The 11339-nt window shown below is 60.2% G+C and carries 13 protein-coding genes; 6 read left to right on the forward strand and 7 right to left on the reverse strand.

Annotated features, from left to right (window positions below; genetic code table 11):
- Positions 1-66 precede the first annotated feature (66 nt).
- From MHY87_RS04775 to MHY87_RS04795, 5 genes are all read left to right on the forward strand, one after another.
- Positions 67-522 carry a MarR family winged helix-turn-helix transcriptional regulator gene (locus tag MHY87_RS04775; RefSeq protein WP_239349946.1) on the forward strand — a complete coding sequence of 152 codons (456 nt, stop codon included), beginning with the start codon at positions 67-69 and terminating at the stop codon, positions 520-522.
- A gap of 51 nt (positions 523-573) precedes the next feature.
- Positions 574-1125: a VOC family protein gene (locus tag MHY87_RS04780; RefSeq protein WP_239349948.1), complete on the forward strand. Its 552-nt coding sequence runs from the start codon at positions 574-576 to the stop codon at positions 1123-1125.
- Positions 1126-1248: 123 nt separating this feature from the next.
- Entirely contained in the window at positions 1249-1593 is a 345-nt protein-coding gene (locus tag MHY87_RS04785; protein ID WP_239350692.1) for a hypothetical protein, read from the forward strand.
- Between the two features lie 58 nt (positions 1594-1651).
- Positions 1652-2161 (forward strand): RNA polymerase sigma factor, encoded by a 510-nt coding sequence (locus MHY87_RS04790; protein WP_239349950.1) that lies wholly within the window; start codon positions 1652-1654, stop codon positions 2159-2161.
- Positions 2158-2958 carry an anti-sigma factor gene (locus MHY87_RS04795; protein ID WP_239349952.1) on the forward strand — a complete coding sequence of 267 codons (801 nt, stop codon included), beginning with the start codon at positions 2158-2160 and terminating at the stop codon, positions 2956-2958. The genes MHY87_RS04790 and MHY87_RS04795 overlap by 4 nt, the downstream gene beginning before the upstream one ends.
- A gap of 13 nt (positions 2959-2971) precedes the next feature.
- On the opposite strand, the gene MHY87_RS04800 is transcribed toward MHY87_RS04795, so the two are convergent.
- Complete coding sequence (locus tag MHY87_RS04800; protein ID WP_239349954.1) at positions 2972-3799, reverse strand: aldo/keto reductase; 828 nt, start codon at positions 3797-3799, stop codon at positions 2972-2974.
- A 153-nt stretch (positions 3800-3952) separates the two neighbouring features.
- On the opposite strand from MHY87_RS04800, the gene MHY87_RS04805 reads away from it, so the two are divergent.
- The gene (locus MHY87_RS04805) at positions 3953-5032 is read left to right on the forward strand and encodes a flavodoxin family protein (protein ID WP_239349956.1); all 1080 of its coding nucleotides are present in this window, start codon (positions 3953-3955) and stop codon (positions 5030-5032) included.
- A gap of 4 nt (positions 5033-5036) precedes the next feature.
- Here MHY87_RS04805 and MHY87_RS04810 read toward each other — a convergent pair whose 3' ends face one another.
- The 6 genes from MHY87_RS04810 to MHY87_RS04835 form a co-directional block, all read right to left on the reverse strand.
- Entirely contained in the window at positions 5037-6413 is a 1377-nt protein-coding gene (locus tag MHY87_RS04810) for a M10 family metallopeptidase (RefSeq protein ID WP_239349958.1), read from the reverse strand.
- Between the two features lie 161 nt (positions 6414-6574).
- Entirely contained in the window at positions 6575-7600 is a 1026-nt protein-coding gene (locus MHY87_RS04815) for an ABC transporter substrate-binding protein (protein ID WP_239349960.1), read from the reverse strand.
- A gap of 179 nt (positions 7601-7779) precedes the next feature.
- A complete protein-coding gene (locus tag MHY87_RS04820) occupies positions 7780-8565 on the reverse strand; it encodes a MetQ/NlpA family ABC transporter substrate-binding protein (protein WP_239349962.1) in 786 nt (261 codons plus the stop codon).
- A 114-nt stretch (positions 8566-8679) separates the two neighbouring features.
- Positions 8680-9465 carry a MetQ/NlpA family ABC transporter substrate-binding protein gene (locus tag MHY87_RS04825; protein WP_239349964.1) on the reverse strand — a complete coding sequence of 262 codons (786 nt, stop codon included), beginning with the start codon at positions 9463-9465 and terminating at the stop codon, positions 8680-8682.
- A 39-nt stretch (positions 9466-9504) separates the two neighbouring features.
- Complete coding sequence (locus MHY87_RS04830) at positions 9505-10170, reverse strand: methionine ABC transporter permease (RefSeq protein WP_239349966.1); 666 nt, start codon at positions 10168-10170, stop codon at positions 9505-9507.
- Positions 10160-11254 carry a methionine ABC transporter ATP-binding protein gene (locus MHY87_RS04835; protein WP_239349968.1) on the reverse strand — a complete coding sequence of 365 codons (1095 nt, stop codon included), beginning with the start codon at positions 11252-11254 and terminating at the stop codon, positions 10160-10162. The genes MHY87_RS04830 and MHY87_RS04835 overlap by 11 nt, the downstream gene beginning before the upstream one ends.
- Positions 11255-11339 lie beyond the last annotated feature (85 nt).

Raw genomic sequence — 11339 nt, forward strand, 5'->3', positions numbered from 1 at the left:
TGCATGAAAATGTCAAACATGATGCAATTGCATGGAAACAGGGAAGGCTTTGCCGTGGTGCAAGACATGCAGGAACCGTCCGATGCCGTGACCGATGCCTGGGTCAGTCTGATCCGGGCCGGGAAAGAGGTTGCGGGGGGCATCGAGGCCGAGCTGAAGGCGGCGGGCTTTCCGGGGCTTACCTGGTACGACGTGCTCCTGCATCTCAAGAAGCAGCCTGACGGCCGTTCTGCCCCTCGGGAGATCGAGGACGCGGCCCTCTTCGAGCAGTACAATCTCTCGCGTCTTCTCGACCGGATGGAGGCAGAGGGCCTCGTTTGCCGCATTCCCTTCCCCGGAGACAAACGGCGGCAGCTTGTCGAGATCACGGAGGAGGGGAGGGCGCTTCAGCGGCGCATGTGGGCGGTCTATGGGCCCGCCATCAACCGCCGCATTGGCTGCAAGCTCACTAACTCGGAGGCCGGGCAGTTGGCGGCTTTGCTGCTGAAGCTGATGAAACCCAAGAACGATTCAGGCTGCTAAAACGTTCATGAGATGAGACGGCTAAGTTCGAGCGGACGATAGGGACAGCCCGTGACAGAATGCTCCTCATCACTCTTGAAGCCATGGCGCTGCATCCTGGCCGGGCTCGCCATCCTGGCGGTCCCGGCTGTCATCCTCGCGGGCTCCTCCTTCGCAGCCGCCCAATCGGCAGGGGCAGCGCAACCGCGTTCCACCGCGATCAGAACGCCCGATTTCGACGAGAGCATCCGTTGGTATCGGGACAAACTGGGTTTCCGGCTCATCGCCGACCAGAACTTCGTTCAGGGACGCACGGCGGTCCTGGAGCGAGGCGGATTCCTGCTCGAAGTGACGGAGGTCGATCACGTTTTGCCGGACACCGGAGACCCTCATGCGACGGGCAATGTCGCGGCGACGCGGGTGCCGGTGATCAGCCTTATCGTGCGCGATGTAGACGAAGAGATCGCGCATCTGCGCAAGAAAGGCGTGGAAGTGCTGCAGGAGCCGCAGGATGAGCTCGACGGTCGTTACCGCACGGCGCAGATCCGCGACAACGGCCGTCACAGGATCGAGCTGCGCGAGCCCATTGACGAGAGAGCCAGCTTCAACGCCATGGGCCGCTGAAGAAATTTCGAGCTTCATGGAATAAAGCCAGTCGCTGCGTGTCTTGAAGAGCAGGTCATCACGACCATCAGGAGGACACCCATGAAGCTGTTTTTCGGTTCCGCTCTTCTCGCAGGCGCTCTCATGGCGGCGACAGGCGTGCTTGCTCAAACAGCCGCACCCGCGAAGGTCGCCGACACCAGCAAGGGCAAGGCGCTCGTCGATGCAAAAGGCATGGTGCTTTACACCTTCGACCGCGATGCTGCCGGCAAGTCCAACTGCAACGGTCAATGCGCCCAGAACTGGCCGCCGCTCATCGCCGCCGCAGGCGCTTCTCCCTCCGGCGATTGGACCATCGTCACTCGCGACGACGGTTCCAAGCAATGGGCTCATAAAGGCAAGCCGCTTTACCTCTGGGTGAAGGACACGAAGCCGGGTGAAGTGACAGGCGATGGCGTCAACAATGTCTGGCACATTGCCACTCCATAGCCATTGCCACGCCGGTACACCTCGTCTTTGATGAAGTTGAGGTCGTGAGAGTTTGACATTGGACGAGATCGCCGCCCTTCTCGAGCCGCAGATCCCAGGCTTGCGCCGCTATGCCTGGGCACTCCTGCGCGACGACGAGGCGGCGGACGATCTTGTCCAGGACACGCTGGAACGGGCGATCCGTCATTGGAGCCAGCGCCGCCGCGACGGGGACCTGAAGGCGTGGCTCTTCACGATCCAGCGAAACCTGTTTCTGAACGGGTTAAGAAAGCGCAGGACGCACGGTGTTCAGGTCGGCGTCGAGGTGCTGGACGACGTATCCGCCTCGGTGGATACGCCTGAAAGCCATGCGGGCTTGCGCGATATCCTGGCCGGTCTCGACGCCTTGCCGGAGGAACAGCGCTCGGTGCTGCTTCTCATCGGCGTCGAAGATCTTTCTTACGAGCAGGCTGCGCAGGCTCTGGACATTCCGCTCGGCACGGTGATGTCCCGCCTCAGCCGTGCGCGTGGACGCTTGAGGGAGTTCATGGAAAACGGACGCAATGCCGTCTTGAGGAGAGTGAAGTGACGGGCGAGCGACCCATCGGTGAGGACGATCTGCAGGCTTTCATTGATGGAAGACTAGCAATGTCGCGCCTCATGGTCGTCAAAGTCTATCTGTCGTCCAATCCGGAAATGGCGGAACGGGTGGAACGGGAAATCGCACAGCGCGATGCCTTGCGTGCACGTCTTGCTTTCAAAATGCAGGAACCGATCCCCGCGCGGTTGCGCATCGCCAATCTCGTTGCCACTCGAAAAAGTCCGGCGGTTTTCAGGATGAAGGGGATTGCTGCCGCGATGGCATGGCTTGTGCTGGGAAGCCTTCTTGGTGCGGCAGGCAATGCCTGGTGGAACGGGCGAGCTCCATCGGAAGCGAATGTCGCCGACAGCGCCATTACGGCTCATCGTCTTTACGTGAGCGAGCGCCTGCATCCCGTCGAAGTGCCGGGCGAGCAGGAGGCGCATCTCGTGCAATGGCTGTCCCGCCGCGTGGGGAAACCGCTGAAGGCGCCCGATCTCAATGCGCAGGGCTATCGCCTGATCGGCGGAAGGCTTCTGCCATCCGGCGGAGAGGCGGCGGCGCTCTTCATGTACGAGAACGCAGGTGGCAGCCGCCTCACGCTCTTCGCGCGCTCCAGCATGGACGAGAAGGAAACCGCGTTCCGCTTCGAGGTCAAGGAAGGAATATCGGCCTTCTCATGGATCGACAACGGCGTGTCTTACGTCGTCTCGGCTAAAGCCGATCGTACGCAGCTCCTGCCGATTGCCGAGACGATCTATCATCAGTTCGAGGCTGCAAGCGGTCCGGCGAAGGACCGCTTATAGATGGGGCGTTCGATCAGCCGAAGATAGCAGGGTCGGGGCCGACGCGGCCGTCCTTGTCGTCCATCGCTTCAATGATGCGCATGTCGTCCGCATCCAGTGCGAAATCGAATACGTCGATATTCTCGCGAATGCGAGACGGATTGACCGATTTCGGAATCACGATGAAAGCGTTGTCGAGGTGCCAGCGCAGGATTACCTGAGCAGGTGTCTTACCGTACTTGCGTCCGATGGCGGCGAGCTTCTCATCGGCAACGAGACTACCTTGGCCGAGAGGCCCCCAACTCTCCGTCGCGATGTCGTGCTGCGCGTGGAAAGTGCGCAGCTCCTTCTGTTGGAAGCGCGGATGCAGCTCGATCTGATTCAATACAGGGACGATACCCGTTGCGTCGATGATGCGCTGGAGGTGGGGCGGCATGAAGTTCGAGACGCCAATGGATTTCACGCGCCCTTCTTCCTTGAGGCGGACCAGCGCACGCCATGCATCGACATATCCTTCTCCGCTCACGCCGGGCCAGTGGATGAGATAGAGATCGACGGTGTCGAGCCTCAATCGCTTCAGGCTTTGATCGAATGCCGTCAGCGCGCCGTCGAAGCTGCGATTGTCGTTCCACAGCTTGGTGGTGATGAACAGCTCGTTGCGCGGCACATCGGATGCGGCAATCGCCTTGCCGACGCCTTCCTCGTTGTCATAGATCGCGGCCGTGTCGATGGAGCGGTATCCGGCCTTGATGGCATCGACCACGGAAGTTGCGGCTTCCTCGTTCGAAACACGCCATACGCCATAGCCGAGCTGAGGCATCGTGTTTCCATCGTTCAAGCGAAAGGGAGGTGTGGTCGGCATCAAGCGGCTCCTGGATGAAAGAATGCGAAACGGAGGTAGCGCCTCCGGTCGGATAGGCAAACCGTTACAGGGTTCCTTTGGCCACGGAACCGGCTTACTTGACCCGGCGTTCCCTAGCTTAGCGTTGACACGATGTAAGAACGGGAGTGCCCTTTGTCCATTCCAGAAGCCCGAACCGGTACTCCCGACCCCACACTTGATGAAGGCGAGTTTCGCCGCCGTTTTCTGCAGCAGTTTCAGGACCCTGCTTTCGAACCTCTAACGCAGGAATTGCAGCACATCACGGATGCTGCGTGGGATGCTTATAGTCACCACCGCAAGAGCCCGAAGACGCGCAAGGCAGGACCGGGCTTCTTCGATCCGGATTATGATCTCGCGGTTGATTGGATCGCCGCCAAGGAAGCCATCGATCTGGCGCAGAAACGGCATGAGGATGCGGATGGTCCTGCTCGCTTCCTGCTGATCTCGTCAGCCGCTCGCAGCGAGCACACCTGTCCCGGGGAGATGTCGAAAACATATCGGCTCGTCGAGATCGTACGGCAGGTCATTGCCAGCGCGGAGAATGTTGAGGTCGAAGTCCTCGATCTCAGCCGCCTGACGTCGGAATATGGCCGTCACATTCATCCTTGCAAGACCTGCTTCTCGACTTCTGCCGCGCTCTGTCATTGGCCGTGCTCGTGCTACCCCAATTTCTCCCTTGGGCAGGTTCATGATTGGATGAACGAGATCTATCCGAAATGGGTGGAAGCTCACGGCATCATGATCGTCACGCCGGTCAATTGGTATCAGGCTTCTTCGCCACTGAAGCTGATGATGGATCGCCTCGTCTGCGCCGATGGCGGCAACCCCGATCCCACATCGACCCATGGCAAGAAGGTAAAGGAAGCCAAGGAGCTTGAGCTGAAAGGCTGGGATTATCCCAAGCACCTGTCGGGACGCCTGTTCTCGGTAATCGTGCACGGCGATGCAGAAGGAACCAATGGCGTCCGCCGCAGCCTGTCGGACTGGCTGCGGGCTATGGATCTCTCACCCGCCGGAAACCTTGCCGAACTCGACCGCTATATCGGCTACTGGAAGCCCTATGCGACCAGCCATGAGGAGTTGGACCGCGATCTCGATGTGCAGTCGGAAGTGCGCAACGCAGCGTGGACGCTGCTGGAGGCCGTCACATCAAAGAGATCTGGCCATTGGGCGGAGGCAGGCGAGCGTGTGAAGGAACCGCGCCAGAAATGACGGGTCAGTAAACCAAGAAATCTGCAACCGTCAGAGCCAGCTTCTTGGGAAGTGTCGCGAACTTGATTTTCTCCGCTGAACCGATGCCGTCGGGGTCGAAATAGAGTGCGCCCGTCGCCTTGTCGTAGACGATGCGGTCGGACGTATCCTTTGCATTCGCACCCAGCCGAAAAGCCGCCTTGCTGAGAATGCCCTTCTTGAGGCCGAAGGCGGCATCGTCGAGATAGATCGTATCGTCCTTGACGTTGAAATCCGTGATCCGGTCCACATCAATACCGGAGGGGCGCTTGTCGAAGTAAAAACGATCCTGGCCTGAACCGCCGGCGAGAATGTCGTTTCCGCTCCCGCCGAAAAGTATATCGTTTCCGCTACCGCCCTTGATGGTATCGTTGCCGGCATTGCCCTTCAGCGTGTTGCTTGAGGAGTTGCCGGTGATGCCATCCGCGCCATTGCCGCCAGACGCGTTCTCGATGACCACGCCCGGACCGATCATGACGGTATCGCGCGACTGCATGCCATCGGTGAAGATGATGGCCGCGCCCAGTTTATTCCATTTTCCCGGGTTCAGGTTGATAGTGCTGCCAATGCTGCCGCTGGCAACGATGGTGTCCTTGCCGCCCGCGTCATGTATCGTCTGCCAATATTTCTGCGTGTCGCGAAACGTGTAGGTGTTGTTGCCGGTATTGGTGGTCGTGTCGCGGCCATAAAGGTGTTGGATTGCCAGCAAATCGAAATACATCGGCGTCGTCGGAAAGAAGTCTGGCCTTGCACTGCTTGACCATGGACCAGCCGTGTAACTCATCACCGTGAAGAACCAGTGATCATTCGTCGAAGGCACGGTGCTGTTGTTGTAGATCGATGACTCGAAGGAATGCTTCAGGCCGAGCGCGTGGCCGATCTCATGGAGCAGCGTGAAGTAAGCGTAGGTTCCTGGACGGTTGGCGTCGCTGCCGTTGAGGTTCCACTTGTCGATGTTCATCCAGACGTCGCCGGAACGGGGAACATCGGCCGGCATGTAGCCATGGGCATCGCTGTAGGGCATGGTGTAGGCCGTCTTGGCGAAGCGGATCTCGCCGACCGTCGCGGCGTCGTCCGCAACGCGCCTGAAAGCGACATTGGATACAAGGTCCCAGGCCTTGAGCGCCTTCTGAGCACCCGCGATCTCCGTCGCGGAGAAAATGTACCACTGTCTCCATTCGCCGTAATACGAATAGTTATTGTCGTACCAGGCTGTGCCCTGCGGCACGCTCCAGGTGAGGGTTACGCCGGCGCCGGCCTTGCCCGGGCCCCACTTGTCCCCGAAGAGAAGACCAGTGCCAGACCCCGCAGCGAAAGAAGAAACGCGCGCTGTGTCGATGGTATTCTGCGTCGGCGTCGCCATTGTCTGTCCCCTGGCGGCTTCATTTCTGAAGAAGCTCTATCGTCTGAGGTTTATATTGTTAAGTTTGCTTGCTGCCAAGGTGGGGCTGACAGGGGGCTGTAAAATAGAAAAGGCCGGGCAACGTACCCGGCCTTGGATGATGGAAAGTAGTCCAACGATGCTTACTTCGGGGCGGACTTGACCTCTGCATCCCATTTCTTCAGCAGGCGCGTGCGCTCCGCCACCGAGCCGTATTTGACCGTGTCGTAGTTGATCAGCTTCATTTCGGAGAGCTTCGGCGCGCTGGGCGAGATCGGAGCAGCCTTGGTCGACGGGATCGAATAGATCTTCAGGTCCGCGCCCACGAGCTTCTGGGCTTCCGCCGTGAGAGCCCAGTCCACGAACTTCTTCGCGGCATCCTGGTTCTTTCCGTTCACGACGGAGACGGAGCCCGTCTCGTAGCCAGTGCCTTCGCAGGGAGCGATGGTCTTCACAGGAGCGCCGTCGGCGATCATCGTCACCATGTCGTGCATGAAGGCGATGCCGATGGCGGTTTCGCCCAAGGCCGTCGCCTTCACGGGGGCAGCGCCCGACTTGGTGTATTGATTGATGTTCTTGTGCAGGGCCTTCATGTAGTCGAAGGCCTTGTCCTCGCCCATCAGTTGAACAAGTGATGCGAGGAAGACGTAAGCGGTGCCCGAGGAATTCGGATCGGAGACCTGCACCTCATCCTTGTATTTCGGATCGAGCAGATCGGCCCAGCATTTCGGTTCCGGCAGCCCGCGGCTCTTCAGAACTTCGGTGTTGTAGCCGATGCCGAGCGCACCGAGATAGGTGGCCGTGGCGCGATTGCCCGATTGCTCGGAGAAGCGCTGCGCCCAGTCGTAGAGCTCCGACAGAGCGGGGGATTTATAAGCAACCGTAAGGCCTTCCTCCGCCGCCTGAATATGGGAATCGCCGGGGCCGCCCCACCACACGTCGGCGCGTGGATTGGAGGCTTCGGCGCGGATCTGCGCCAGGGTCTCGCCGGTGCTCTTGCGCACCATCGTAACTTTGATGCCGGAGGCTTTTTCGAAAGCGGCGACGCCAGCGCGGCATTGCTCCTCCAGGATCGAGCAATAGACTGTGAGCTGTTCCTGAGCCTGAGCTGCGAAGGGGGCGGCGCAGAGAGTGGCGGCGAGAGCGACGCCGGCCAGTAAGTGACGCATAAGGTTTCCTCCTGAAATGCCGGGCTCGTCGCTCCGGCTTATCTGTCGCTTCGGGACGGTGACATGAGGGAGCTTAGCCGGCTTCCTTGTCAAGCTCGCGCCTGCCGTGCCCTGTTCATTGCCCAACAAAAAAGGCCGGGCGCATGGCCCGGCCTTTTCCGAAAATGTTTTGGAGGCGCTTACCAGCTCGTGAGAACGGCGCCCTTGAACGTCTCCTCGACAAACTTCTTCACCTCGGGGGTGTGGTAGGATTCGACGAGGGTCTTCACCCAGGGCTTGTCCTTGTCGGCGGTGCGCACGGCGATGATGTTCACGTAAGGCCCTTTCGGGTTCTCGCGTGTCAGCGCGTCCTTCACCGGGTCGAGGCCGGCCTGCGTGGCGTAGTTGGTGTTGATCACGGCGGCGTCCACATCATCGAGCACGCGTGGAGCCTGGGCCGCGTCGATCTCGGTGAACTTCAGGTTCTTGGTATTTGCCGTGATGTCGAGGATAGTCGGCTTGAAGCCCACGCCGTCCTTCAGCTTCAAGAGGCCTTTGTCCTGGAGAAGCAGCAGAGCACGGCCGCCATTGGTCGGATCGTTCGGAATCGCGACGCTCGCGCCGTTCGGCAGGGCATCGAAGGCCTTGTGCTTCTTCGAGTAGACGCCGATCGGGAAATTCACGGTCTGCGCGGCGGTCTCGATCTTGTAACCGCGAGCTTCCTTCTGGTTGTCCAGATAGGGCTGGTGCTGGAACGAGTTGGCTTCGAGTTCACCGGAAGAGAGAGCCTCGTTCGGCACCACGTAATCGGAGAATTCGACGATCTTGATCTCGATGCCCTTCTTGGCGGCGATGGGTTTCACTGCCTCGAGGATCTGAGCATGGGGGCCGGGCGTTGCGCCAATGCGGACCACTTGAGTCTGCGCAGCGGCAGGCAGGGCAGCGAGGGAGAGGAGGGCGGCGAGGCCCAGCTTCTTCAGGGACATGAGTTACTCCTTGTACGGGGTCCTGAATGACGAGGATGGTCTGAAAACGTTTGCTGTGAGAGCAGTAAAAATGCCGGGCGCGAAGCCCGGCATTCTCAGAAAATGAAATGTGTCTTACCAGCTGGTGAGAACCGAGCCCTTGAACTTCTCGTCGACGAACTTCTTCACTTCCGGCGAGTAATAAGAATCCAGGAGCGCCTTCACCCACGGCTTGTTCTTGTCCTCGGAACGCACGGCGATGAGGTTCACGTAAGGCCCTTTCGGGTTCTCGCGGGCGATCGGATCTTTCACAGGGTCTAGGCCGCCTGCGGTCGCATAGTTGGTGTTGATGATGCCCGCATCCACGTCATCGAGCACGCGCGGCCCTTGGGCAGCTTCGATTTCGACGAACTTGATCTTCTTGGGATTGCCCGTGATGTCGATGGGAGTGGGCTTGAAGCCGACATTGTCCTTCAACTTGATCAGGCCTTTGTCTTGCAGCAGCAGAAGCGCGCGGCCGCCATTGGTCGGATCGTTCGGAATCGAGATCGTTGCGCCGTTCGGCAGCGCATCGAGGCTCTTGTGCTTCTTCGAGTAGATGCCGATCGGGAAATTCACGGTGAGACCGACGCTCTCGATCTTGAAGCCACGGTCGGCCACCTGATTGTCGAGGTAGGGTTGGTTCTGGAACGAGTTGGCCTCGATGTCGCCCGATGCGAGAGCGGCGTTCGGCACCACGTAGTCGGAGAACTCGATGATCTTGATGTCGAGACCCTTCTGGGCGGCAATCGGCTTCACGGCTTCCAGGATCTGCGCATGAGGTCCGGGCGTCGCGCCGATGCGAACAACCTGTGTCTGCGCGGCAGCGGGCAGGGCCGCAAGGGAGAGAAGGGCAACAAGGCCTAGGGTCTTCAAGGACATGAGGTGCTCCGTGTGCAAGGTCCTGAGAGAGACGAGAGATCAGCCGTGACGAATGCGCTTGTTGAGATGCCGGGCGAGGCGGTCGCCGATGCTCTGCACAGCCTGCACGAGCACGATGAGCACCACGACGACGGCCAGCATCATTTCCGGCATGAAGCGTTGATAGCCGTAGCGGATTCCGAGATCGCCTAAGCCCCCGCCGCCGACCGCACCCACCATGGCCGAGAATCCGAGGAGCGAGACGATGGCGAGCGTGAGCCCCAACACGATGCCGGGCAGAGCCTCGGGTATCAGAACCTTCAGCACGATCTGCAGCGGCGTTGCACCGAAAGCGCGCGCTGCTTCCACGAGGCCTTGATCGACTTCGCGGATCGCGCCTTCGATGAGGCGCGCAATGAAAGGCGTGGCCGCTATCGTCAGCGGCACGATGGCCGCGCTGGTGCCGATGGAGGTGCCGGCAATGAGACGCGTCAGCGGAATGATCGCGACCACGAGAATGATGAAGGGCGTCGAGCGCGTGGCGTTGACGACTACGCCGAGAATGCGGTTCACCCATGGGGCCGCGAACAGCTCACCCTTGGCGCTGGTAGCGAGGAATACGCCGAGCGGCAGGCCGAAGAGCGTGGCGATCAGCGCCGAGACGGCGACCATGTAGAGCGTTTCGCCGGTGGAGTTGGCGATGAGGCGGATCATCTCAGGCGACATGGCCGAGCACCTCCGTATCGAGACCGTGTTGTTTCAGGAATTCGAGCGTTTTGAGTGATGCACTTTCCGGCACGCCGACGACGAGCGTACCGAATGGGCGACCTGCGATCTCGTCCACCGCGCCGGAAAGGATGTTGGCTTCAATCCCTTGTTCACGCGCGAGCCTGGCGAGAACCGGGTCCGTTGCGTGCGGGCCGCGGAAGCCGATGCGGATGACCGTCTGGCTATTCGGTGTGGCTTCTTGCGTCAGTCGGTTCTGCACGTAAGGCGGCAGAACGCGGCCTGCCTCGTCGCCGAGGAACGAGCGCGTTACCTCATGCTGCGGGCGCGTGAACACCTCGAACACATCGCCTTGCTCGACGATGCGTCCGCCTTCGATCACTGCGACCTCGCGGGCGATGTTGCGGATCACCGCCATCTCGTGGGTGATGAGCAGGATGGTGAGATTCAGTTCGTCGTTGATCTTCGCGAGCAGATCGAGAATGGAGCGCGTCGTTTCCGGATCGAGCGCGGAAGTCGCCTCGTCGGACAGAAGCACCTTCGGTTTCGTCGCAAGCGCACGGGCAATGCCGACGCGCTGCTTCTGGCCGCCGGAGAGCTCCGAGGGATAACGGTTGCGCTTGTCGGTCAGGCCGACGAGGGCGAGCAGCTCTTCCACCCGCGCCCTGATCTCGGCTTTGTCGTAACCGGCAACCTCGAGCGGCAGGGCAATGTTTTCCGCCGCCGTGCGGGAGGAGAGCAGGTTGAAGTGCTGGAAGATCATGCCGATGGAGCGGCGGGCATGGCGCAACGCCGATTCAGGCAAAGCTGCGATGTTGGCGCCATCCACGATCACTTTGCCGGAGCTTGGCTTCTCTAGCCCGTTCACAAGGCGGATGAGGGTGGATTTGCCGGCGCCCGAGCGTCCGATCACGCCAAGGATCGAGCCTTGCGGCACGGCGAGGTCGATCTCCTGCAGAGCTGTAACGGGCTGGCCATCCCGACCCGGGAAGGTCTTGGAGATCTTCTCCAGGCGCACGATGGGCTCCGCCGGAATCAGGCGCTGGGTCGGCTGGTCGCCAAAATATCCGAGAGGGGCGTTCATAAAGGTCGCTTCAGGATCATCTATTGGGTTGATACGACACATGAGGGATGGCGTTCTCTATGTCAACTGAAATGTTCTATAAACA

It is taken from the genome of Microvirga sp. ACRRW (assembly GCF_022346925.1).
GTDB lineage: Bacteria > Pseudomonadota > Alphaproteobacteria > Rhizobiales > Beijerinckiaceae > Microvirga.

Bases quoted from the DNA above. Each gene is read 5' to 3' on its own strand.
- MHY87_RS04815 (WP_239349960.1), bottom strand. From the start codon at position 7,600: ATGCGTCACTTACTGGCCGGCGTCGCTCTCGCCGCCACTCTCTGCGCC.
- MHY87_RS04820 (WP_239349962.1), bottom strand. From the start codon at position 8,565: ATGTCCCTGAAGAAGCTGGGCCTCGCCGCCCTCCTCTCCCTCGCTGCC.
- MHY87_RS04785 (WP_239350692.1), top strand. From the start codon at position 1,249: ATGGCGGCGACAGGCGTGCTTGCTCAAACAGCCGCACCCGCGAAGGTC.
- MHY87_RS04775 (WP_239349946.1), top strand. From the start codon at position 67: ATGCAGGAACCGTCCGATGCCGTGACCGATGCCTGGGTCAGTCTGATC.
- MHY87_RS04825 (WP_239349964.1), bottom strand. From the start codon at position 9,465: ATGTCCTTGAAGACCCTAGGCCTTGTTGCCCTTCTCTCCCTTGCGGCC.
- MHY87_RS04830 (WP_239349966.1), bottom strand. From the start codon at position 10,170: ATGTCGCCTGAGATGATCCGCCTCATCGCCAACTCCACCGGCGAAACG.
- MHY87_RS04835 (WP_239349968.1), bottom strand. From the start codon at position 11,254: ATGAACGCCCCTCTCGGATATTTTGGCGACCAGCCGACCCAGCGCCTG.
- MHY87_RS04810 (WP_239349958.1), bottom strand. From the start codon at position 6,413: ATGGCGACGCCGACGCAGAATACCATCGACACAGCGCGCGTTTCTTCT.
- MHY87_RS04800 (WP_239349954.1), bottom strand. From the start codon at position 3,799: ATGCCGACCACACCTCCCTTTCGCTTGAACGATGGAAACACGATGCCT.